Below are 25,076 nucleotides of genomic sequence, written 5' to 3'. Positions count from 1 at the left end.
AGATTGATTTTTATTACCTAAATAATTTCTAAAAATTCTATAGTAAAAGAAAAAGATACTTTATTTAAGACTAAAGAAGTAATAGACACTTTCTTTGATTTTTGCTGATATTAGTGTAAGCTAATAGATTTATCTAAGATATAAACGCTGCAAATAAAAATAGTTGTAATTTTAGAATTAAGAATTTTTAGAACAAGTTAATATGCTTAAAAAAGGACTACTAAGTTTGTTGGTTATTTTATTTTTCACTCATTGTAAGTCAGCAAAAATCGCTAAAAATCTGACCAAAAACGTAACTTCTTCCTTTTATAAAAATCAATTTACAGGAATTTATATATATGATGTAACCGCAGATAAAGTTGTTTATAATTACCAAGCAGAAAAGTATTTTACCCCCGCAAGTAACACTAAAATATTTACGCTGTTTGCAGGTTTAGAATTGTTACCAGACTCTATACCTGCGTTTAAATATGCGGTTAATAAAGATACTATTACTATTAAAGGAACAGGAGATCCAACTTTTTTACATCCTTTTTTTAAAGATAGTACCGCCTTAAAAAAGATAAAAGCCTTTAAAAAAGTTCATTTAATTGTTGATAATATTTCTGATAAAAGATACGGACCTGGTTGGGCTTGGGAAGATTTTGATAGTTATTTTAGCCCAGAAAAAAGTGCTTTTCCTATGTATGGAAACGTAGTTAACCTACAGAATGAAAATGATTTAAATGTTGCTCCTCAGTTTTTTAAGAAGGATTTAAAAATTACAGAAGAAGGCTACGGAAGAGAAGAGCTGGAAAATAATTTTTATTTCAGTAAAAATAGAACGCGTGAAACAGAAATACCTATGATTATAGACTCTTTATTAATTGCAAATCTATGGAATGATATTGCACCTAATAAAGTAGCTATTATTAAAGAATCTAACATACATCCGGTAACAACAGCCTATAGCATTCCTAAAGACTCTCTCTTTAAAAGAATGATGGAAGTGAGTGATAATTTTTTGGCAGAACAGATTCTAATTTTAGTATCCTCTACACTTTCAGATACTTTAAGCTCTTCTAAGGTTAGAAAACACATTTTAGAAAATCAACTAAAAGACTTACAACAAAAACCACGTTGGGTAGATGGTTCGGGTTTAAGTAGGTACAATTTATTTTCGCCGATTTCTTTTGTTGAAGTATTAACGAAGCTGTATAAAGAAATTCCAGAAGAAAGGTTGTTTCAATTTTTTCCTGTTGGCGGAGCATCTGGTACGTTAAAAAACTGGTTTTCTGGAAAATCTAAACCTTATATTCATGCAAAATCGGGCACTTTGGGTAATAATTACAATCTAAGTGGTTATTTATTGACCAAGTCGGGAAAAGTCTTAATATTTAGTTTTATGAACAACCATTATTTACATGCTAACAATGCTGTAAAAGAAAAAATGCAAACTACTTTTGAGTGGTTAAGAGATACGTATTAGTTATAAGTATTTTTGTAAAAAAAGTTATAACTTCTTAAATGCGCTATCCTTACCAAATGATACTATATTTAATTCTAATACTTTAACGGCTTTATTTTTAGTTTCAAAAAATAAAAATAATACTCGTTTTTTAATTTGGGGAGTAATTATTTTATGTGTCCCTTTTAATTGGTGTATTAGCTTGTATTGTTAGTTATTGTGCTGGTAAAAAGGAAGTTAAAACGGTTTAGCCTGTTGTTTTGTCTACTCAAATCTTTAAGTTAACTTCTTTTAAATAACTTATTAATTCTCATTTTTAAATCCTCTTTGTTTAAAAAATTGAAAAATAATATTACCGTAATATACTTATAGTTAGTTTTTTGAGTTGTTTCGTATCCCTGAAATCAGGGATACATAACCCTGATTCCAGGGATACTAAATTTATACCATTTTCAGGGATTGACACGTACGTTTTTATCTTCTAAGTTTACTAAAATAAATAATTGCTAAAAATGCTATGGTAAAAGAAAAAGAGATTTACCATCTCTTGTCAAAATATGTAAACTACAAAAAGACGTTAAAAATAGTTAGACAAGTGTAAATTCTGAAAATTGAAAGAGTAAGAAATAACAAATAAATGATTAGTGATAAAAGGACTAATTATTTATATAATAATTGTTCTAAACAATAAAAATTAACTATCACTTACACTAAAGACAATTACATTCCTTGCAACTTGTCGCCCATTTTTATTGTACCATTCATTCAAGATTTTGTCTTCATCTTTATTTTCTGGCTTAATTTCTAAAACTCCGTCTTTTTTTATTATTGCTTTCATAAATTTTTAAAGTAGAGAACAACGTATATTAAAAATACTTGCTCTTTGTTTTTCTTATAATTAATTGTTTTTCTATTGGCTTATATTTTCCTGCGGAAAATCTTCACACGCTTTCACAGTACTTTGGTTATACAAATCAGTTGTGGTTTATATTGGCTCGTCAAACAGCTGAATTGAATAATCAAAAATTGCAGCTTGTTTATAACCAAAAATGAATATTAATAACTAAATTTAAACAATTATGAAAATGAAAAAAAACAAATTAGTCAACCTTTTTAAAATGGCAATTCTATTCTTCGGAATGTCTATTTTGCTATTAAATTGCGAAAAAGAAAACCTTGTTGAACAGCAAGAAGTTTCTATTGAAAATAAATTTGAAAAGCAATTTAATAAAGAAGACTTTAAAAAAAAAATTCCTTTTGACTATGATGTCGATTGGAATAGTGCTGTAAAAGAATATTCCAAAGAATTAGAAACTAATTTTTATGAATTTGAACTTATTTATAATACTCCTTTTAATCCTACAGCAGTTAACAAAACAAAAAAAGAAGGTTTTAACACTTTCTATAAATTAGTAGTTACAGAAAATGAAGAAAATAACCTCACTTTTTTTATTGCAAAATTTTTCCAAGAAAAAGAAAAATCAATAGTTATTGAAGATTTAGATATTTCTTTAAATAAAAATACAGGTTATAAAGGACTTACACATTTATACAATAGCGAAAATGAACTACATTTTGCAAAACATGTAAATAAGGAAGAAAATAAAAAGTCTAAACTTTACTTTAAAGATAAGTCAAAAATTCAAGATTCTAATATACTAGCTAAAGGAGACATTACAAATTGTAAAACATCTACACTATATCATTATATCGATTGGTACAGATATAGTTATGATGCTTGGGGTAATTTAATAAGTGTTGTTTTCTTAAATACAGAATATATAGGTTCCTCTTCTTCAACTTCTTGTGTTACTGAATTTCAACCAGATGAACCAATTAGAATTATTAGAGGAGAAGGAGATGGCTATTTAGATTGTAATGATGGAAGTGGCAGAAGAAATTGTGCTAGAGAAGCTACTCCTATTATTATGTGTCAAATCGGTTTTAAACCTGATGAAAATGGAAATTGTGTGGAAGTTAAAAAATTAACATTAGATGATTTAGATGATGGTTTTACTTTTTCTGACACATTAGGCTTAACAAATGAGCAAGAAAATTGGATAAATGACATCAGAAATAAAGAAGCTAAAGATGCTATAACTAATTATCTAAATTCATTTGCTTTTACTCCAGAATTTGAAAATGCTAAAGTTTTTGCTTATCAGAGTATTTTAGCTTTATTTGGTAACTCTTTATTGTCTTTAAATAGTATTAATTTTGATAAAGAAATCATAATTTCAAGCTCAGTTCCTAATTGTGTCAAAACAATTATTAATAAATTGGCCCAAGATAATGCATATTTAGATTTAGGAGATATGCCCGATTTTGTGAGAGAAGAATTTAATCTTTCTGGTCATATTATGGATGTTTTTAATAATTCAAGTAAATATCACTTAAACTTTAAAGTTGGGAGTTTACAACCAAATAACCTAGGTCAAGAAAAAAATGCAGAAACTAAGTTTAATCTATCTACCAAAGCATTTGATATTACACTAAACAGCAGTTATGTTTCTAATGCTACGGATTTATCAATTGCTAGAACAGTTATTCATGAATCACTTCATGCTTATATTAGTTTAATTTATCATACACAAGTATTTTCAGACCTCCGTAAATCATTAGATAGACTTTTAAGTCAAAATGGAAATAATCCAAATACAGCAGAGCACAAATTAATGGTTAAAAACTTTATTAGTTCAATTGCTAACTCTTTAGAATCTTGGAACAATTATTCGTTAACTGACAATAATTATTATACTTATTTAAGCTGGTCTGGAGGCATGATAAACACACCAGCTTTTAATGCCCTTTCAACAGATTTTAAGCAAAGCATTATTGATGCCAACCAAAATGAAGGACAAGTTGGTTCAGGTAATTCTGCAAATAATAATGCATTAGGAACCAAAAATTGTAATTAAAGTTATGTATAAACTATTAAGATTCCTCTTTATTTTTATTACTTTTAGTTGTTGTAATGCTCAAATAAATATTATTAAAAATGATTACTGCAACAATTCAAGTGAAGCCATAAATTTAATGACTAATGAAATTAGAAAACAATCCCAAGATTGTAATCGTTTAATTGGTAGTAATGTAATTGAAAAACCTTTAGGAGAAAAATTAGATAATTTTTTGATGTCAGAAGCTTTTGAATTAATGAGTAAAATTAAAATTAAATCTAAAAATGATATTATTGATTTTACTCAATTCTTTACAAAAGAAGATTTTGATTATATGAAATGTCAATTGTCTAACAATAAAGTTAAAAACTGGAAACAAATATTAAATAAAGAAGATTTTTTTATAAAGAGTGATTCAATTAGCAATACATTAAAGAAATATAAAAATTTTGGAGACATTTTAGCTAATAAAAATTATCAAAATATATTAGAAACCAGAGGGAGATATTTATATTATTCAATACCTTTATTCAGTAAAAATAAAAAATACGCACTTCTTTACAGAGAAACAATATCCTCAGGAAGTTTGTTCATTTTAAAGAATTTAAATAATGAATGGACTTATTACGCGAAAGGAACTGTTTGGATAGAATAAATACAAACCACAACCACGTATATAAAAAATAGCAGTTAAGTACAAACTTTAAAGTTTGTGCTTTTCTGTTATATGTATTTTAAAACCTAAAAATTTAACTTAGTTTGTCTATCGTACATAATAATGCTTCCAGCTACAGCTACGTTTAAACTTAACTCAGATTTAAATTTTACTAAATGATGCGATTTTTCAATAGCGATTTTAGACATTCCATGATCTTCTGCGCCCAATAAATAAACACAACGTCTAGGATGCTCAAAGGTTTCTAATTGTACTGCTTTTTCATCTAATTCTACACCTACTAACATAGCGCCTTTTGGGAGGTTGTTAAAGAAATCCTCGAAAGTCTCGTAATGAAAATAAGGCATTGCACCAATTGCTTTATGCGTGTCGCAAGCTTGTTTTGCATAGCGATTACCAATGGTAAAAATATAACTAGCGCCCATATTTTGGGCAGAACGCCATAAAACACCTAAATTTTCAGGAGTTTTTCCATTCTGAATTCCAATTCCGAAAAAACCTTGTTCTAAATTATTTACCATTACTTCTTCAACAACATTCGTTTAATCTCATTCAATTTCATTAATGCTTCAATAGGCGTTAACGTATCTATATTTGTTGCTAAAATTTCTTCTCTAATGTTTTCTAAAAGCGGGTCATCTAGCTTAAAAAAGCTAAGCTGCATTTCTTCATGCTGTGTTTGTTTTAAAGCATCTTTTACCTCTGCACTTTTATTATTCTTTTCTAATTGTGCTAGTATTTTATTTGCTCTGTGAATCACCATATTTGGCATTCCAGCAAGTTTGGCTACGTGAATACCAAAACTATGATTAGAGCCTCCAGAAACGAGCTTACGTAGGAAAATAATGTTGTCTTTCAACTCTTTTACAGACACATTAAAGTTTTTAATGCGCTCAAAAGTAGTGGTCATTTCATTCAGTTCATGGTAATGCGTAGCAAATAATGTTTTTGCTTTGGTTGGGTGCTCGTGTAAGAACTCTGAAATTGCCCATGCAATCGAAATTCCGTCATAAGTAGACGTTCCTCTACCAATTTCATCTAATAATATTAAACTGCGCTCAGAAACATTATTCAAAATCGAAGCTGTTTCGTTCATTTCTACCATAAATGTAGATTCGCCCATAGAAATATTATCACTTGCACCAACACGTGTAAAAATTTTGTCTACAATACCAATTTTTGCATTTTGAGCAGGCACATAACTTCCCATTTGTGCTAACAAAACAATCAATGCAGTTTGTCTTAAAATAGCCGATTTACCAGACATATTGGGTCCGGTAATCATAATTATTTGTTGCTGATTTCTATTTAAAACAACATCATTGGCAATATAAGTTTGGTCTATTGGCAACTGTTTTTCAATAACAGGATGTCTTCCGTTTTTAATTTCTAAATCGGTACTTTCATCCATAATCGGACGTACATAATTGTTATCAATAGCTAATACAGAAAAAGCGAGTAAACAATCAATTTTTGCTATAATTTGCGCATTTTCTTGAACAATTTGCACATATTGTATGATATATTGTAATAACTTAGAAAATATTTCTTGCTCTAATTTCTGAATTTTCTCTTCAGCACCTAAAATTTTTGTTTCGTATTCTTTTAATTCTTCCGTAATATAGCGCTCTGCATTTACCAAGGTTTGTTTTCTGATCCATTCTTCTGGGACTTTGTCTTTATGAGAATTTCTAACTTCAATATAATACCCAAAAACATTATTGAACGAAATCTTTAAACTGCTAATTCCCGTGCGTTCTGTTTCACGTTTTAGCATATTGTCTAAATATTCCTTTCCTGTATTGGAAATGGCACGTAAATCGTCTAATTCTTGATGAACTCCAGTTGCAATGGCCTTTCCTTTATTTATGTTTACAGGCGCATTGTCAAATAAGGTTTCATAAATTTTTTCAATTAAATCGGTACACGTATGTAATTGATTTCCTAATACCTTAACAGTCTCGTTTTCGCTACTTTCTGCGGATGATTTTATCGGCAAAATTGCTTTTAGAGAATCTTTTAACAAGACAATTTCTCTTGGAGAAGCTTTGCCAGTTGCAACTTTAGAAATCAGTCTTTCAAGGTCTGATATTTGTTTTAACTGATACGTTACTGTCTTCGAAAAATCATCAGAATCTATGAAGAATTTTACCAATTCATGACGATTTTTAATCTCCTCGATATTTTTTAATGGAAGCGCTAACCACCGTTTTAAGAGTCTTCCGCCCATTGGCGAAATGGTTTTATCAATAACATCTAAAAGTGTTACGGCGTTTATAGAATTCGGATTGTAAAGCTCCAAATTTCGAACGGTAAAACGATCCATCCAAACATAATTATCTTCTGCAATTCTGCTAATATGCTGAATGTGTTTTAGTTGATTGTGCTGTGTTTCAGACAAATAATACATCACTGCTCCGGCAGCAATAATTCCGTTTTTTAAATCCTGAATTCCAAAACCTTTTAAGCTTTTTACCTCAAAATGATTGTGTAACGTTTCGTTTGCATATTCCTTTTGAAAAACCCAATCGTCTAAATAAAATGTATAATAACGGTTTTCAAAAAGTTCTAAAAATTGTTGTTTGTGTTGTTTCTGGACTAAAACTTCACTCGGACTAAAGTTTTGCAATAATTTATCGATGTATTCTGCATTTCCTTGCGCCACCAAATATTCACCAGTAGAAACATCTAAAAATGAAATTCCGAGTTGTTTTTTATCAAAATGAATAGCAGCTAAAAAGTTGTTAGTTTTTGTTTGTAAAACTTCGTCGTTTAAAGAGACTCCAGGTGTAACCAGTTCTGTAACACCACGTTTTACAATGGTTTTGGTCATTTTTGGATCTTCTAACTGATCACAAATAGCAACACGCATGCCCGCTTTTACCAACTTTGGCAAATAGGTGTTTAAAGAATGATGAGGAAAACCAGCCAAAGCAGTTTCTGTTTCACTTCCTGCGCCACGTTTGGTTAAGGTAATCCCTAAAACTCCGGCAGCTTTTTTAGCATCTTCACCAAAGGTTTCGTAGAAATCTCCCACACGAAAAAGTAACATCGCATCAGGATATCTGGTCTTGATAGCATTGTATTGTTTCATTAAAGGAGTTACCTTTTTTGGTTTCGGTTTTGCCAAGTTTTTAGAAATTTTCAGTTAGTTTTGCGAAGATAAAAATTAGTACGCAGTATTTAGTAGCAGTTTGCTGTGAACTTATTCACAAGATATGAGGAAATTAAAGAATAACGAGTTAGGCAGAATTACAGTTGATGAATTTAAAACGATAAAAAAAACGCCAATTATTGTCATTTTAGACAATATTAGAAGTTTAAATAATATTGGTTCTGTTTTTAGAACTAGCGATGCTTTTCTTATTGAAAAAATCTATTTGTGTGGTATTTGCGCAACACCGCCTAATAAAGAAATTCATAAAACAGCTTTGGGGGCAACCGAATCTGTTGCTTGGGAATATGTGGAAGATACGCTTACTTTAGTTGAAAAATTGAAAGTAGATGGTATAAAAGTTTTAGCAATTGAACAAGCCGAACACAGCACAAAATTAGATACTTTTTATCCGAAGAAAGATGAAAAATATGCTATTGTAATGGGAAATGAAGTAAAAGGAGTGCAGCAAGAGGTAGTAAGTGCTTCCGATTTATGTATAGAAATACCTCAATTAGGGACCAAGCATTCCTTAAATATATCGGTAACAACAGGTGTTGTTATTTGGGATTTATTTCAGAAAATGAATAAATTATAGTTGGTTTTAATTCTAAAATTATATTTTTAAAGCTTTACGAAAAACCTCTATTAAAATGAAGCAAAAAGAAAAGAACTTTATAGAATTATTAATTAGTTTGAACCTTAAAGTAGGATGAGTAAACTCCAATTATTTAAAAAAATAAGGAGCTTATTTTTTGCGCAAAAAAAAATAGTGTTTTTTTTATTGTTAGCAAGTCTTTCTGTGTCTTCTCAAAAAAAAGAATTAGGTAAAAATATAGATTCTATTGCTTTTTATTTAAAGAACGCGAAAGGAGCAGACAAATTTCCATATTTAAAAAGGGCAGTGCTGCTTTCTGAAGAATTAAAAATAGATTCTCTTATAAAGCAAACAAGTATTGAGTACGCAAAACAAAGTTATTTTATAAAAGATACTTTAGGGCTAACATTTTCCAAAAATAAATTACTAAAACACTTTCAACTTAAGAAAGACTCTTTTTCTCTAGCAAAAGCATATCATCTAGAAGCTTTAAACCATAAGATCAAAAATAATTTAGATAGTACTTTTTATTATTACCATAAATCAAAAAATGTTTCTATAGCACTAAAAGATTCTCTTGAAATAGGGAGAAGGTTATTATCTATGGCTATTATACAAGTAAAAGAGCTAGATTTCATAGGTTGCGAAATAACAACTATTGAAGGCTTAAAATATATAGAACCTCTTAAAAAATATAGAACACTAATTTCTTTATACCAAACTTTAGGGAATGCGTTAGGTCACTTAAAAAAGCCTAAAGAGGCGAGATTTTATTATTTGAAAGCACAGAAAATTTGTAAGTTTAATACTGTAAAACATAGAAGAGAAAAAAATTACTTAAACCTATTGAGTAATATTGGAATGACTTATAAAGATGAAGGAAATTTAAAAAAAGCAGCTTCTTTGTTTAAGGAAGGCTTAAACTCTGATAGTCTAGAAACGAAACACCCCAAACAATACCAAGCTCTTTTAGGAAACTTATCTGCCGTATACTTTAGAGAAGGAAAAACAGAAAAAGCAATAGAAGGTTATAAAATAGTTTTAAAAAGTAGAATAAAAACCAAAAACCTCTATTCACAAAGTGTTTCACATAGTTTTTTAGCAGAAGCGTATTTAAAGAATAAAAAATATTCTTTAGCAAAAAAACATGCAAAGAGAGGTTTAGAATTAGGAAAAGAAACAAGAAATAATAAACAAGTTTTAGAGTGTTTAGAATTTTTATCACAGCTTACTAAAGGAGAAACTGCTAAAAAGTATTTAAAAGATTATATAAAATTAAGCGATAGTTTATTTACTAGAGAAAGATCTTTAAAAAATCAGTTTGCTAAAGTTAGATATGAAACCGAAAAGAAAGATATAGAAAATGAGTATTTAAAAGAAGAAAACGCTAGAAAACATTTAGAATTAGAAACAGAAAAGCAACATAAAATAATAGGTTGGTTACTTGCCGGAGTTAGTGTTTTGTTTATAGGTTTTGGTCTAAGTATTGTTTCGATAAGAAGAAAGAAAATGATTTTTGAAGCAAAGATGCAGCAAATTGAAGCTCGTGAAAAAGAACGCCAGCAAATTGCAAAATCTTTACATGATGAGGTTGCAGGAGATATTAGTATGTTGCACTTAAAATTGGAAAAAACAAATCAATTAAAAGCAGCCAAAAGTTTGGATGTTATAAAGGAAAATGTTAGAAATTTATCACATCAATTAAGTAGCGAGAGTTTTGATAAAGTACCTTTTAAAGATCAGATAATAAATATTGTTTCAGATTTTTTTGAAATTGACTTTAAAATTAAAATAATAGAAATTGATAGTGTTTTATGGAAAGCCGTAAATAATTCTATTAAAAGAACTTTATTTTTATCGATTAGAGAAAGTATTCAGAATTCTAAAAAACATGCGCAAGCAACAGCAATTACTTTAACATTTAATGAAACAAAAAAAGCTGTTTTTTTAACAGTTTCAGATAACGGAATAGGATTTGATGTAAACAGTCTAAGAAAAGGAATTGGTTTGAAAAATATACAAGAACGTATTGAAGAAATTAATGGTGTTTTTTCTATTGAAAGCAAGTTAAAAAAAGGAACAATTATAAATATAGAAATACCTAAAAGTGGCAAATAAAACTAGAATTTTAATAGCAGATGATCATCAATTAGTACTACAAGGAATTTTGTGCTCTTTAAAAGATGTGGGAGATTTTGAGTTGGTTACAACGAATAATTGTGATAACGCTTTTGAGTTGATAAAAACACATCAAAATAAGAACCCTTTTCATATCTTATTTACAGATTTAAGTTTCGATAATTGTAATGAAGCTACAAATTTAGATGGAGGTGAAGAACTAATTAAAGCTATTAGAAACAATGAAATAGATATTAGAATAGGTGTAATTACTGGTCATACAGAAACCAATAGAGTTTACAATGTAATTAGTAATTTAAACCCCAATGCATATTTATTAAAAAGTAAATGTGATGCTACAGAAATTGGTTTCGCTGTTCAAAAAATGTTAGCAAACGACTTTTATTACACGCATGAAATTCATCAAAAAATAATGCGAAGAAACATTGTTCAGATACAAATGGATGATGTTGCTATTCAAGTGTTAAAAGAGCTTCCTAACCATCCGAAAATTGGTAATTTAGAAGGTATTATAACAAAACATGATGGCTCTCTTTTAAAGCTTCGTTCTATCGAAACAAAATTAGCAAATTTAAGAACAGATTTAAACGCAAATAATAATACAGATTTAATTTTAAAGGCAAAAGAACTAGGAATTATAGATTAATTCTTGGTTTTGCGGAAATCTACAGTTCTAATTACGGTTTTTCGTATAATTATTCTAATTAGTAAAACTATTTTTGTAGTGTAGATGTTTTTTATTAAAAAATCTATAAATTAATTGGGACTAATTGCAGATCTAGGATTAGGGGCCTATTTCTAACGTTAAGAAGAAAAAGAAAAAGACCTTTCTGTTAATTCAGAAAGGTTTTTTTATGTTATACAAAAGCGTAAATTAAAATTCTAAAAACAGCTTTATGCATAGTCATAAATACCTTGAATATTTCCTAAAAAAAAGAGATAAAAGCACTAATTAAGAGAATTAATGAAGTCGCTTCCAAAAGGGAAGTTATTAAAAACCTAAGACTAATTTTGCAATAGAAAAATAGATTAAAATTCCTAAAATATCATTACTAGTAGTAATAAAAGGACCTGTTGCCAAAGCAGGATCTATTCCTCTTTTTGCCAAAATAATAGGGATAAATGTACCAATAATTGAAGCGATAATAATTACAGAAACCAGAGATGCTGCAACCGTAATTCCTAAAGAAAAAGAGAAGCCTAGAAACAACATTCCTGCAGACATTAATAAAGTTGCCAATACAAAACCATTTAGTAAACCTTGCAAAATTTCTTTTAACAATCTTTTAAAAAGCGAACCCTTTAAGCTATCATTTGCCAAACCTTGTACAATAATAGCAGAAGATTGTACACCAACATTTCCTGCCATCGCAGCAATTAACGGAGTAAAAAAGAAGAGTTCAAAATGTTTTTCCATGGCTCCATTAAAACTTCCTAAAATAGAAACGGAAATGAAACCACCAAACAGCGCTAAAATTAACCAAGGTAAACGTGCTTTTGTAAGTTCCCAAATAGTATCATTTGCTTCTACATCTTGAGAAAAACCAGCCGCCATTTGGTAATCTTTATCTGCCTCTTCTTTAATAACGTCTAAGATATCGTCAATAGTAATTCTACCTAATAAAACGTTATTATCATCTACCACAGGAATGGCTTCTAAATCGTATTTTGCCATAATTTTAGCAACTTCTTCATCACCTTCATGCACATTTACAGAATCTACTTTCGACTTAGAAATGTCTGCAATTTTTTGATCTGATTTGGCAATAATTAAATCCTTTAAAGACAATCTACCTACCAATTTATCTTCTTTATCTACTACGTAAATAGAATGTACTCTGGTAACTTCTTGAGCTTGTCCTCTAATTCTACGCATACAACCAGCAACCGTCCAAGTTTCATAAACCTTTACCAATTCTTTTGCCATTAATGCACCAGCTGTATCATCTTCATAAGACAATAGTTCTTTAATGTCTGCCGCTAATTCATCATCTTTTAGGGCGTTAATTACACGTAATTGACGTTCCTCTGAAAGTTCTCCAATAATGTCTGCAGCATCATCAGAATCCATCTCACCAATTTCTCGAGCAATTTCTTTTGTAGATAAATTTTCTAGAATTTTTTCGCGGGTATCTTCATCTAATTCTGTTAGAATTTCAGATGTTTTTTCGCTATCTAAAAGTTTAATAATATAGATAGCTTCCTCAAAACTTACTTCGTCTAAAACCTCTGCTATATCTGCAAAATGGACTTCCTCAAAAAGTTGTTTTATTTCAGAATCGTTGTTTTCATAGATAAAGCCAACTAATTTTTCTAGAAATTCATCACTAATTTCAAATGCCATTTTCTATTAATTTTTGCGTGAGAGAAATAAAATCCTGAACAGATAATTGTTCTGGACGTTTCGCAAATATAGGGTCTTCTTTTAAAGAATCCGAGAGATTAAAAGACTTTAAGCTAGAACGTAGCATTTTTCTACGTTGGTTAAATGCCGTTTTTACAACCCTAAAGAATATTTTTTCATCTACAGGAAGTGAATAATCTTTTTTTCTAATAAGTCTTATTACACCAGAATCTACTTTTGGAGGTGGATTAAATACCGTTGGTGGAACTGTAAAAAGGTATTCTACATCGAAAAAAGCTTGTGTTAAAACAGACATAATTCCGTAGACCTTAGAACCTTCTTTTTCTGCAATTCTTTTAGCAACTTCTTTTTGAAACATACCTGCAAATTCAGGTACAAATTCTCTGTTTTCTATTGCTTTAAAAACAATTTGAGTAGAAATGTTATACGGGAAATTACCAATAATTGCTACTTGTTTCTTCGGAAACATTTCTTGTATATCTTTCCTTAAAAAATCGCCTTCTACAATAGAAAAGTGCTCTTTAGAAGTGTCTAATTTGATGTGCTCTAAAGGAAAAGTATCATTTAAATAAGCAATAGATTCTCTGTCTAGTTCTATGACAGTAACTTTTGCTTTTTTTGGTAATAAATATTTCGTTAAAACGCCCATTCCTGGACCAATTTCTAAGACGTCATCATATCCATTTCCAGATAAAGCATCTGCAATATCTTTTGCAATACTTTCATCCATTAAAAAATGCTGACCTAAATGTTTTTTTGCTTTTACAGACACAATATTTGTTTTTATCCTTCTAAAAGCAAAGGTACAGTTAAATCGGCATAATTTTTGTTTGATTCAGACTTTTAAAAATCAACCTAGATGAAAAAAAAAATACTTATTCTATCCTTACTATTTGCGTTTATTTGTTCTTATAGTTTTTCTCAAGACGGTAAACTAGATAAAGCAAAAGAGAGTTTAAAAAGTACAAAATCTTCGGAAAGTTCAGGAACAAGATCAGCAAAGCGTTCAAAATCGTCTTCTACTTCAACAACTAATAACAGCAATGATATAGAAAATCCGTTTGCCAGAATTATATGGTACGCTGCTGCATATACTGTTTATGGTGCTGTTTTTGAATCTCCTTGGGAAATGGCAGGCAGAATGAGTACAGCAGAAATTTCTAATTATCCTTATAAAGAATCTAAATATGGTAATTTTGTGTATACAGATGCTACTAATTATAACATTACAAGATTCGATGTTTACAATCATTTTTTAATTGAAAGTAAAAATTTATATGGTAATGATATTGGAGTAGATTTTAGGTTTTTGAAACGATTTGCCTTAGACATTAATTACACCACTTTTTCCGAAAAAGTAAACGGAAAAAGAGATTCTTTTAACATGTTTTCTACTTTATTAAAATACCATAGAATTAGAACCCAACGTTTCGATGCGTGGTTTGGCTTAGGTTTTAGACGTATTTTTAATGACGTAAAAGAAACTCGCTTTTTAATGGGGTTTGGTGGAGAACTTTTTATAGCAAAACCTATTAGCTTGGTTGCTTCTCATAAATGGGCAACAGTAAATAGTAAATCTGTTAGAAATACCAAATTGTTACTAAAATACAATATAAAGAATTACAGAATTTCTTCTGGTTATGAACATTATAAATTAGGAGTTTCTAACATAAACGCATTTTCTATTGGTGTTGAAGCTAGTTTTTAGGCGTTTTAAAAGTAAAGGATGTTATAATTAGTACCGTACCAAAACCACTAAGAATGCCACCAATTGTTTCTTCTGGCTCTATTCCCCATTTTATATATGAAAGTATAACTCCTGAAAGAATTAATAAAAAACCAAAGATTAATATATTTTTTCTGTTTTTATAAAAACCTATCTAATTACTAACGCTTGTAGGATAAAACTCGTTTACAATTTTTAATTCTGTATTAAAAGTCAGCATTTTATCTGCAAATTTCTTTAAGATTGCCAAACGAAAATCATCTGCATGTAGTTTATAATAATCATCTAAATCTTCTCTTGAGCTTGCTGCATATTGTATAGAGTATGTTCTACCGCCCATTTCTTCTTCTACCAAAACCTCTGTAAGTTTTGCTGATGTAAATTTACCTGTATTTAAAATAGCTGTTATATGAGACTCAACCCAAGTTAACCATTCGTTATGTGCAGTTCCATCAATATTTATAGTTACGTTGTATATGTACATATTAATCTGTGTAATTGTTTATTTGTGTATACGTTTAATTTTATTAAACCCTGTCTCCTCTTAGTTTTCTGTATTTTTTTCTAGCATCTACTAAGTAAATACTAGAAGGATGTTCGAAAATTATTTTCTGATAATATTCTTGTGCTTTTTCTGTGTTTTTTAAATTGTTATTATAGGTTTCTGCCATCATAAAGTAAACATCATCTGTTAAAAAACCTTGATTATCTGCTGCTATAATTTTAGACAAACTAGCAATAGCTTCTTTATACCTTTGCTGTTTGATGAGCAACTTCGCTTGAAAAAACAACACATCATCATAGATTACTTCACCAGGAATTAAACCATTGATAAATACATCTTTCTTAACAAACAAATTATTTAATTCAGTTAAAGCTTCTTCATTCTTATTCTGAAAAGCCAACAATTCTGCATTTGCCAATTGCTTTAAACCCGAAGGAATAGAATCTACGGGTTCATTATCAGAAATTTTTAAAAATAAATCTACAGCGTCATTTGCAATCAATTGTGTGGTAGAGCTTTTTAACACTTTTAGTTGTGCTTTTGCCCAATCGAAATCACCTTTAAAATAACTAGTTTGTGCTACTTTAAACCGTGCTTCTTGTCCTAATTCGTGATTTTTTAATTGTGTTTGAATTTGCGAAAAATAAATAAGAGCTTTGTTAAATTTGCCTGTAAATACTAAAACATCACCTAATTTTAACTTAATTCTTGCTTTGTCAAACTTAGAGTTTGCATAAGAAAGAGCTTCCTCTAAAACGCTGTTTGCTTGTGCTGGCTTGTTTTCTGAAAAAGTTAAAAAATCTGCATAAACTACTTGTAAATTTACAGTTGCTGCATTTTTTCCAAAAGTGGTAAAAAGATGTTGAAATAAAGTTTCTGTTCCTGGATTCTTGGTGGCAACAGCAATTTTAACTAGGTATAAATTTGCGTTAATTACTTCACTTTTAGTAGTAGATTTTTCAATTATAAAATTAAAACATTCTTGCGAAGCATCAAAAGCCTTGTTGTTGAAAGCAATTTGCCCGATGGTAAAAATGGCACTTAAATCGTCTGGTTTTCTTTGATACAATGCTTTTTCTTGAATAAGCGCCTTTGTGTAGTCTTTTTGCTGTGTAAACAACCAACTTAACAAAGTGTTCCAAGCATCTTTTGGATTGCTTGCAGACTTTCTTAAAAGTGTCTTTCTGAATAAAATGTTCGCTTCATTTTCAGCATCGTCTGTAATATACTTGCTGGTATATCTTTGTACCAAACTAAAGTATTGATCATTTTTATCTACTAAATCAATATAAGATTCAAACATTTTTTTAAAATCTCCCTTTTCACCATAAATCTGCGCAATCTGAAAATTATAATTCGCATTTTTATTAACTTCCATCGCCTTTTCATACGCTAAAATAGCATCGTCTAGCAAGTTAAAATCTTTAAAAAGTCTTCCAATTAAACCACCATACGCAGGGTTTTTATCCAAAGAATTTAAAGCCAGCGTATAATTTTCTTGTGCTTTTTCTTTTTGAAGTTGTTTCTCGTAATTATAGCCTAAATACACGTACAAATAAACCTGACTCTTATTCGCGGTTATTCTACTTTTTAGTAGGTTTTCTGCTTCTAAAAACTGATCTGTTTCTTGATAGCAAGAAATTAAGCGTCCTAAATACGTTGTATTAAACGGCGAACTATCATACAGTTTTTTAAAAACCTGAGTTGCTTTTTCATATTCTCCTTCTCTAAAATAATTTTCTGCTAAGAGATACTCATTCTGTGCCGTTTTTTGAGCTGCATTCTGGGCGATACTTAAACCATTAATAGTTAGTAAAATAAGTAGAAATATTTTTTTCATCACAATCAAAGATACTCAAGATAAATGTTAAAATTTTATTAAACCAAACGTATTTTATTTTCTATTTGTAACATTTTGGCATCAAACTTGTCTATAGAGTAAATAACCAATCAAATTTTAAGATTATGAATACTTTTTCTACACAATACGAAACTGCAAAATACAACTCAATTGAGTTTATGAAAAACGGACAAATAAGTGCCTATTTAAACTCACTTATTGAAATGAATAAATACAAGAGGTTAATGATTGCTGTAATTTCTAACTAGTTAGCAGTTTTTAAGATAGTCCGTTTTAGACTGAATGCTAAAATTACAGTATTAAATTTCTAAAACTATAAATTTATAGTTTAGCTATTTTTCATTCAAAAAATTAATGACTAAGTCTTTCTTACTTAATCATGTCAAACCCACAATATGGTACCAAAACATCTGGTATTTTAATTCCGTCTGCTGTTTGGTAGTTTTCTAAAATTCCTGCTAAAACACGTGGTAAAGCTAAAGAACTTCCGTTTAACGTATGTGCAAATTCACTTTTGCCTTCTTTATTCTTAAAACGAAGTTTCAATCTATTTGCTTGAAAAGTTTCAAAGTTAGAAGCAGAACTAATTTCTAACCATCTATCTTGTGCTGTAGAAAACAATTCAAAATCGAAGGTTAAAGCAGCTGTAAAACCAGTATCACCACCACACAAACGTAAAATTCTGTAAGGTAATTTTAATTCTCTTAAAATATCTTTTATGTGTTCTACCATTTCGCTTAATGCGTGGTAAGAATTATCTGGATGTTCAATTCTAACAATTTCTACTTTATCAAATTGATGCAATCTATTTAAACCTCTCACATGCGCACCATAACTACCTGCTTCTCTTCTAAAACAAGGCGTGTAACCTGTACAACAAATAGGAAAATCTGCTTCTTGCATTAAATTACCACGAAACATGTTTGTAATAGGTACTTCACCAGTTGGTATTAAGTACAAATCATCTTCGTTAGAATGATACATTTGTCCTTCTTTATCTGGCAATTGCCCAGTAGCAGTTGCAGATTCTGTATTTACTAAATGCGGAACTTGGTATTCTTTATAACCCGCTTCAATATTTTTATCTAAAAAATAATTGATCAATGCACGCTGTAATTTTGCCCCTTTTCCTTTATAAACCGGAAAACCAGCACCTGTAATTTTTGTGCCTAACTCAAAATCTATAATATCGTATTTCTTTGACAGTTCCCAATGAGGAAGCGCATTTTCACCTAAATCAGGAATAATTCCTTCGCTAAAAATGTTTTCATTGTCCTCTTCAGAATTACCAGCTTTTACAGAAACGTGAGGCACGTTTGGTATTTGATATAACAAATTTTGCAACGCATCTGAAATCTCACTTAGTTTCTCTCCAAGTTCTTTAGACTGCTCTTTTAACTGCCCTGTTTTTTCTTTTAAAATATTTGCTTTTTGTACTTCGCCAGACTTAAATAAGCCACCAATTTCTTTAGATAATTTATTAGATTCAGATAAAATATCATCTAGAGAAGCCTGGGTTGCTCTTCTATTTTCATCTGCTGTTAAAACTTGTTCTACTATTGTTTCTGCGTTTGCAAAATTACGTTTTGCTAAACCCACTAAAACAGTTTCTTTGTTCTCTCTAATAAATTGTACTTGTAGCATATTTTCTAAGAATTATGAAATGCAAATATATAATTTGTGAGATTGATTTACCACGAAATCAATAATAAATAATTTTGCCCTTTAGGCATGAAAAAAACGTAGTAGGAAGAATTATTTTTGTTTCTTTTGGGCGTTACCACAAGGGTCAGGCTTTCGCACTCGCTTTTTTTGTTGAAAAAACAAAAAAGAGCTCAAACAATTGCTCTATCCTTAACGCGTAGTGAATACTAAAAAAGGAAGTTAACTTAGAGTAACGCAGACCTCACAGTTTTTTAAAACCTGTGAGGTCTTTTATAAGAATATCATTTCCAAAAATGAGAAGTCAGATAACGCCTATATTACAGCAGTAAACCACCACAATTGTCATTTTTACTAAAAGGTAGAAAAGATAAACCGTACGCGAAAACTACTCAGGCTTTTCATTTATAAGGCTTTAGTGAATTTATGGCAGTAAAAACACAATATCAAACAACCTTAATATGATTTCCTCTAAAAACAGGATAAAATAAAGAAATGGATTAGAAATTTACTTAATATTTTCTAAAATATAATCTCGTGCAGTTTGTTCATCTGCCTTTAATTGAACTACTAAAGAATCAATAGAGTCGAATTTATGTTCATCACGTAAAAAATAAATCAATTCTATAGTAAGATTTTCACCATATAAATCTTGGTTAAAATCAAAAAAATGGACCTCTATCGTTTGATGATTCCCATTTACCGTTGGCCTGTTTCCAATATTCATCATTCCGAAAACAGTTTTATTTTCTATGTACGATTTTACAACATATACGCCCGTTTTAGGAATTAATTTATACGCTTCCTTAACATCAATATTTGCTGTTGGGTAGCCAATTTGTCCTCCTAACTTCTTGCCATTTACAACAACGCCATTCAGCATAAAGTTATATCCTAAATAATCGTTGGCAGTCTTTAAATTTCCAGCAGCTAAAGCGCGTCTTACTTTTGTAGAACTTACAGAAACATCATCTATATCTTGAGCAGGAATCTCTTCTACCGTAAAATCATATAAATGGCTATATTCTGTTAATTGATCGATATTTCCTTCTCTATTTTTTCCAAAATGATGATCGTAACCAATAATTAATTTCGAAATATTAAAGGTATTTACCAAAGTATCTCTCACAAATTCTAAAGCAGTGGTTCTAGAAAAAGCTTTGCTAAACGGGTGAATAATTAAGTAATCTAAACCTGTTTTTTCTAAAAGATTTGCACGTTCATCAATCGTATTAATCAATTCTATTTTTGCATCTTTTTGCAAAACCATTCTTGGGTGTGGAAAGAAAGTTAATAAAACAGATTTTTTGCCAGCTTTTTTAGCTTCAGAAACTAATTTTTCTAATATTTTTTGATGCCCAAAATGAACACCATCAAAAGTACCAATAGTAACAAAAGTTTTTTCGTCTGTAGAAAAATTAGCAATATTTTCAACTATTTTCAAGAGGAATGAATTTTTTCAAAAACAAATGTACAATTTATAAGAGTTTAATTTGTTAGAAAAAATAATTTTTCAAATGTTTGAAAAACGCAATAATAAGTCATTTTTTTTATTAAATACATAAAATTATGGGTCAAATAATAAATTATTCAAAAAATATTGTATTTTGCATAATAGTTAACAAATTAATTCAAATTATGATAAAAAAAATTTTATTAATTGCGTGTATAGCTTTTGGTAGCATTACAATGGTTGCACAAACCACTGTAACGGGTACAGTTAAAGATGCAAAAACAGGAGAGACACTTCCAGGTGCAAACATTAAAGTTGAGAATAAAGCAGTAGGTACTACTACAGATTTTGATGGGAATTTTGTTTTAAAAGTTACAGATAACCCTACTTTTACATTAGAAATATCTGTTATAGGATATAAAATGGAAAAAGTTCAGATTACAAAAAATAATCAAAAAATAGCTATTTCTCTAACAGAAAATGAAACATCTTTAGACGAAATAGTGGTTTCTGCTTCTAGAACTCCAGAACGTATAATGGAGTCTCCGGTTACTGTAGAAAGACTAGATGCTAGAGCTATTAAAAATAGTTCTGCACCTTCATTTTATGACGGTTTAGAAAATTTAAAAGGTGTAGACGTTAATACAAATAGTTTAACATTTAAATCGGTAAATACAAGGGGTTTTGCAACATTTGCAAACACACGTTTTATGCAATTGGTAGATGGTATGGATAATTCTTCACCAGCATTAAACTTTGCAATTGGTAACCTTTTAGGAATGTCTGAGTTAGATGTTAATACGGTTGAATTATTACCAGGAGCTTCTTCTGCTTTATATGGTGCAAATGCATTTAATGGTATTATGTTTATGACAAGTAGAAGTCCTTTTAATGACCAAGGAATTAGCTTTTCATACAAACAAGGGTTAACAAGTCAAGCCGCAGCAGGAGATAATAATTTTTATGATGTAAGTATTAGAATGGCACACGCTTTTTCAAATAAGTTGGCTGCAAAAGCAACTCTATCTTATTTAAAAGGTACAGAATGGTTTGCAACAGATTATAGAAATACCGTAGACGGAAAATATGCTGTAGGAGACAGGTCTTTAAATGATTTTGACGGTTTAAATACTTACGGAGATGAGGTTGCTATTAGTTTGGGTGGCGCAATAGGTAGAGTTAGTAGAACTGGTTATAAGGAAGTAGATTTAATGAAAGATTACGAAGCTAAGAGTGTAAAATTAAACACAGCTTTACATTACCGTCCTTTTGGAGATGATCGTTTAGAATTAATTTTTAACTCAAAATTTGGTGTAGGTAACACCATTTATCAAGGAGCAAACAGATATAATATTAGTGACTTTTATTTAGCACAACAAAAATTAGAATTAAAAGGTAAAAATTTCTTTGTAAGAGGGTATGTTACTACAGAAGATGCTGGTAATTCTTATGATTCTCGTTTTGCTGCAATTAATATTAACAGAAAATGGAAATCGGATCAAGATTGGTTTGGCCAATATGCAGCTGCATATCTTGGAGGTATTCCAAATGTACCAGCTTCAAATCATGCAGCAGCAAGAGCTGTAGCAGATTCTGGACGTTTAATTCCTGGAAGCCCAGGTTTTCAATCTGCTTTTAATGACGTTACTTCAGATCCTAATTTAGTTACTGGTGCTAAATTTCAAGATAAAACAAAATTATATCATGGAGATGTTAACTACAATTTTCAAGAAGTTATAGAGTGGGCAGAGTTTCAAGTAGGAGGTTCTTACAGACGTTATTCTTTAAATTCTAATGGAAGTATTTTTACAGATTATGATGGTCCTATTGATTATGATGAATATGGAGTATATACTCAAATGCAAAGAAAATTTTTAGAAGAAGATCGTTTAAAATTTACAGCTTCTTTACGTTATGACAAAGCACAAAATTTTGATGGTAACTTTTCACCAAGAGTTTCTTTAGCTTATGCAGGTGGAGAAAACAAGAATGATAACTTTAGAGCTTCTTTTCAGACTGGTTTTAGAAATCCTACAACACAAGATCAATATATTGGTTTAGATGCAGGTTCAGCTATTTTGGTCGGTTCAGCTCCAGATAATTTAGACAGATATACGTCATCTCCATTAAACGTTAGTACAGAAGGCCAGCCAATTACTGGTGGGCCAACCACAACTTTATCTGGTAGATTGGCTTATGAGAATTCTTTCTCGGCAACTTCTGTTCAAAATGGTGCACCAACAGCGTCTAATGTACCTTTAGTAAAACCAGAAAAAGTAACAGCTTATGATCTTGGTTATAGAGGTTTGGTACATGTAGGTGAATCTAGAATTACTGTAGATGTTAATGGGTACTACAATAGTTATGAAGATTTTATTGCTGTTAAAAATGTATTGGTTCCTTTTTATGGTAAGGTAGGAGATAATAGCTTATCTCTATTGGCGCTAAAAAATGGAGATTTTAAAGCGTTTCAAGCATACTCAAATTCTTCAGCAGATGTTAGTTCTTACGGAGCTTCTATTGGTTTGAATACAAAAATTTTAAGCGATTTTGATTTAGGGGTAAGTTATACGTATGCTAAGTTCGATTTTGATCAAGCTACAGACCCAGATTTTGAAGCAGGTTTTAATACTCCTGAACATAAATTTAAAATACAATTTGGTAATACAAATCTATTTAAAAACTTTGGTTTTAATATTAATGCAAGATGGCAAGATGAATATATATGGGAATCGTCTTTCTTAGATGCAACTATAGCTTCTAGAACTATGTTAGACGCTCAAATTAATTATTCTGTTCCTAGTATTAAATCTGTATTTAAAATTGGAGGAGCAAATCTTGGTGGTAAAGAATACTTTAGTGCACCAGGAGTAGGAGCAGTAGGTTCTCAGTACTATGTTTCTTGGACAATTAATAACTAATAAAAACACATTATTTTATGAAAAATTATAAATATATAGGGTTACTTCTTTTGTCAATTGGTGTTGCATCTTGTGATGTAAATAACGAATTAGATCCAATTGCAGGAGAACCAGAGCCAGTACAAGTAGCATTAAATGCAGGTAGTTTAGATTTCTCTAAATATATTGCTGTTGGTGCTTCTTTCACAGGAGGTTTTACAGACGGCGCACTTTTTATTAAAGGACAAGAAAATTCTTTTCCAAATATATTGGCTTCTAAGTTCAAATTAGTTGGTGGAGGTGATTTTAATCAACCTTTAATGGGAGACAATATTGGAGGATTCGTTTATGGAGGAACTGCAGTACAACCACCAAGATTAGTATTTAACGCAACAAAAAAAGCACCAGCACGTTTAAACGCTTTACCAACTACAAGTTTTGGTGTAAGAGCTACGGGGTCTTCTTTTAATAATTTTGGAATTCCAGGGGCAAAAAGTTTTCACTTAACTTTTGCTGGTTACGGAGCAGCAAACCCTTATTTTGGAAGAATGGCTTCTAGTGCAGGAGCATCTGTTCTAAATGATGCAATGGCGCAAAACCCAACATTTTTTACCTTATCTGAAATTGGTGGAAATGATGTTTTAGGTTATGCTACTACAGGTGGAGATGGTTCTGATATGATTACGCCAGTAAGTACTTTTAATGCTGCATTTAATGGTTTAGTTAACGGTTTAACTTCTAATGGAGCGAAAGGTGTGTTAGCAACTGTGCCAGATATTACTTTGTTACCACATTTTACAACAGTACCTTATAATCCTTTAAACCCAAATGATGCAGTTACTGGCCCTACACTTAAAGCTCAAATACCTTTACTAAATTCTGTATATGGAGCAGTAAATCAAATATATGTAGGTGCTGGACAGCCAGAACGTGCTATTGTTTTTTCTGAAACCGAAACAAATGCGGTAGTAATATATGATGAAGATGCTACAGATTTATCTGCAGCAATTACTACTACTTTAGTAGCGAGTCCAACCTTTATACCATTTGTAGAGTCTTTAGGTTTACCTGCAGCAGCTGCACCTTTGGTAGCTGGTTTGTTAGGGCAACAATATGGAAAAGCGAGATCTGCAACTTCTTCAGATTTATTTGTTTTACCAAGTAGTGCTGTTATTGGAACAGTAAATATGACATCTGCTGGAACTTTAATAGCTCAAAGCGGTGGACTTTTACCAGCAAGTTTAGCAGGACAATTTTCTGCAGAAGGAATAACACTTCCATTAGCAGATAAATGGGTATTAACACCACAAGAGCAGTTAGAAATAAAAACAGCTACAGATGCTTATAATAGTACAATAACAAGTGTTGCTAGTGCAAAAGGATTAGCGCTTATAGATTTAAATGCAATTTTAAGAGAAGCTGCAAATGGAATTAAATTTGATAACTACACAATGACATCTGGTTTAGTAACGGGTGGTTTAGTTAGTTTAGATGGTATTCACTTAACAAGTAGAGGTTATGCATTAATGGCAAATAAAATTTTAGGAGCTATAGATGTAGCTTACGGCTCTAATTTTACAATAGCAACAGATGGTCTTGCTAAAGCAGATGATTTTCCTACAAATTATTCTCCAACTTTGAGATAACTAAAATTAGATATTTATGCATAAAAAAGGTTGAGAATTTAAAT

19 protein-coding genes are annotated in these 25,076 nt (G+C 30.3%); 10 read left to right on the top strand and 9 right to left on the bottom strand.

Annotation, left to right across the window (positions count from 1 at the left end):
• The first annotated feature begins 202 nt into the window (after positions 1-202).
• The gene (locus CW731_RS10730) at positions 203-1,468 is read left to right on the top strand and encodes a D-alanyl-D-alanine carboxypeptidase/D-alanyl-D-alanine-endopeptidase (protein WP_100946723.1); all 1,266 of its coding nucleotides are present in this window, start codon (positions 203-205) and stop codon (positions 1,466-1,468) included.
• Between the two features lie 673 nt (positions 1,469-2,141).
• Here the strand turns inward: CW731_RS10730 and CW731_RS15600 are convergent.
• Positions 2,142-2,285, bottom strand: coding sequence for a hypothetical protein (locus CW731_RS15600; protein ID WP_157812222.1), 144 nt, complete (start codon positions 2,283-2,285; stop codon positions 2,142-2,144).
• Positions 2,286-2,532: 247 nt separating this feature from the next.
• Between CW731_RS15600 and CW731_RS10725 the strand changes: the two genes are divergently transcribed.
• On the top strand, positions 2,533-4,365 hold the full coding sequence (locus CW731_RS10725) for a hypothetical protein (RefSeq protein WP_157812221.1): 1,833 nt from the start codon (positions 2,533-2,535) through the stop codon (positions 4,363-4,365).
• A gap of 4 nt (positions 4,366-4,369) precedes the next feature.
• Complete coding sequence (locus CW731_RS10720) at positions 4,370-5,002, top strand: hypothetical protein (RefSeq protein ID WP_157812220.1); 633 nt, start codon at positions 4,370-4,372, stop codon at positions 5,000-5,002.
• Positions 5,003-5,088: 86 nt separating this feature from the next.
• On the opposite strand, the gene CW731_RS10715 is transcribed toward CW731_RS10720, so the two are convergent.
• Together CW731_RS10715 and mutS are read right to left on the bottom strand one after the other, a co-directional pair.
• Positions 5,089-5,544 (bottom strand): RNA methyltransferase, encoded by a 456-nt coding sequence (locus CW731_RS10715; RefSeq protein ID WP_100946720.1) that lies wholly within the window; start codon positions 5,542-5,544, stop codon positions 5,089-5,091.
• Positions 5,544-8,153 (bottom strand): DNA mismatch repair protein MutS, encoded by a 2,610-nt coding sequence (gene mutS / locus CW731_RS10710; RefSeq protein WP_100946719.1) that lies wholly within the window; start codon positions 8,151-8,153, stop codon positions 5,544-5,546. The genes CW731_RS10715 and mutS overlap by 1 nt, the downstream gene beginning before the upstream one ends.
• Positions 8,154-8,241: 88 nt before the next feature.
• On the opposite strand from mutS, the gene CW731_RS10705 reads away from it, so the two are divergent.
• The 3 genes from CW731_RS10705 to CW731_RS10695 all read left to right on the top strand — a co-directional run bounded on the left by CW731_RS10705 (position 8,242) and on the right by CW731_RS10695 (position 11,560).
• Positions 8,242-8,775: an RNA methyltransferase gene (locus CW731_RS10705; protein ID WP_100946718.1), complete on the top strand. Its 534-nt coding sequence runs from the start codon at positions 8,242-8,244 to the stop codon at positions 8,773-8,775.
• A 204-nt stretch (positions 8,776-8,979) separates the two neighbouring features.
• A complete protein-coding gene (locus tag CW731_RS10700; RefSeq protein WP_198519813.1) occupies positions 8,980-10,893 on the top strand; it encodes a tetratricopeptide repeat-containing sensor histidine kinase in 1,914 nt (637 codons plus the stop codon).
• Positions 10,883-11,560 carry a response regulator transcription factor gene (locus CW731_RS10695; protein ID WP_100946716.1) on the top strand — a complete coding sequence of 226 codons (678 nt, stop codon included), beginning with the start codon at positions 10,883-10,885 and terminating at the stop codon, positions 11,558-11,560. The genes CW731_RS10700 and CW731_RS10695 overlap by 11 nt, the downstream gene beginning before the upstream one ends.
• Positions 11,561-11,905: 345 nt before the next feature.
• Here CW731_RS10695 and mgtE read toward each other — a convergent pair whose 3' ends face one another.
• Both mgtE and rsmA read right to left on the bottom strand, forming a co-directional pair.
• A complete protein-coding gene (mgtE, locus tag CW731_RS10690; RefSeq protein ID WP_100946715.1) occupies positions 11,906-13,258 on the bottom strand; it encodes a magnesium transporter in 1,353 nt (450 codons plus the stop codon).
• Positions 13,248-14,051, bottom strand: a complete 804-nt coding sequence (gene rsmA / locus CW731_RS10685; RefSeq protein ID WP_100946714.1) for a 16S rRNA (adenine(1518)-N(6)/adenine(1519)-N(6))-dimethyltransferase RsmA — start codon at positions 14,049-14,051, stop codon at positions 13,248-13,250. The genes mgtE and rsmA overlap by 11 nt, the downstream gene beginning before the upstream one ends.
• Before the next feature lie 87 nt (positions 14,052-14,138).
• Between rsmA and CW731_RS10680 the strand changes: the two genes are divergently transcribed.
• On the top strand, positions 14,139-14,987 hold the full coding sequence (locus tag CW731_RS10680) for a hypothetical protein (protein WP_100946713.1): 849 nt from the start codon (positions 14,139-14,141) through the stop codon (positions 14,985-14,987).
• A 172-nt stretch (positions 14,988-15,159) separates the two neighbouring features.
• Here CW731_RS10680 and CW731_RS10675 read toward each other — a convergent pair whose 3' ends face one another.
• Together CW731_RS10675 and CW731_RS10670 are read right to left on the bottom strand one after the other, a co-directional pair.
• Positions 15,160-15,489 (bottom strand): DUF4286 family protein, encoded by a 330-nt coding sequence (locus CW731_RS10675; protein WP_100946712.1) that lies wholly within the window; start codon positions 15,487-15,489, stop codon positions 15,160-15,162.
• A 43-nt stretch (positions 15,490-15,532) separates the two neighbouring features.
• A complete protein-coding gene (locus CW731_RS10670; protein WP_100946711.1) occupies positions 15,533-17,350 on the bottom strand; it encodes a tetratricopeptide repeat protein in 1,818 nt (605 codons plus the stop codon).
• A 125-nt stretch (positions 17,351-17,475) separates the two neighbouring features.
• Between CW731_RS10670 and CW731_RS15685 the strand changes: the two genes are divergently transcribed.
• Positions 17,476-17,619, top strand: a complete 144-nt coding sequence (locus tag CW731_RS15685) for a hypothetical protein (RefSeq protein WP_198519812.1) — start codon at positions 17,476-17,478, stop codon at positions 17,617-17,619.
• Between the two features lie 121 nt (positions 17,620-17,740).
• On the opposite strand, the gene serS is transcribed toward CW731_RS15685, so the two are convergent.
• Together serS and CW731_RS10660 are read right to left on the bottom strand one after the other, a co-directional pair.
• Positions 17,741-19,015 carry a serine--tRNA ligase gene (gene serS, locus CW731_RS10665; RefSeq protein ID WP_100946710.1) on the bottom strand — a complete coding sequence of 425 codons (1,275 nt, stop codon included), beginning with the start codon at positions 19,013-19,015 and terminating at the stop codon, positions 17,741-17,743.
• A 526-nt stretch (positions 19,016-19,541) separates the two neighbouring features.
• Positions 19,542-20,477: a bifunctional riboflavin kinase/FAD synthetase gene (locus tag CW731_RS10660; RefSeq protein WP_100946709.1), complete on the bottom strand. Its 936-nt coding sequence runs from the start codon at positions 20,475-20,477 to the stop codon at positions 19,542-19,544.
• A gap of 194 nt (positions 20,478-20,671) precedes the next feature.
• Here CW731_RS10660 and CW731_RS10655 point away from each other — a divergent pair, with 194 nt between their 5' ends.
• On the top strand, positions 20,672-23,407 hold the full coding sequence (locus tag CW731_RS10655; protein ID WP_100946708.1) for a TonB-dependent receptor: 2,736 nt from the start codon (positions 20,672-20,674) through the stop codon (positions 23,405-23,407).
• A 17-nt stretch (positions 23,408-23,424) separates the two neighbouring features.
• Complete coding sequence (locus CW731_RS10650; protein WP_100946707.1) at positions 23,425-25,032, top strand: G-D-S-L family lipolytic protein; 1,608 nt, start codon at positions 23,425-23,427, stop codon at positions 25,030-25,032.
• The last annotated feature ends 44 nt before the right edge of the window (positions 25,033-25,076 follow it).

The sequence above is a fragment of the Polaribacter sp. ALD11 genome (assembly GCF_002831685.1).
In the GTDB taxonomy this organism is placed as follows: Bacteria; Bacteroidota; Bacteroidia; order Flavobacteriales; family Flavobacteriaceae; genus Polaribacter.
The sequence above is the reverse complement of the archived record's forward strand: the minus strand, read 5'-3'. Positions and strand labels throughout refer to the sequence as shown.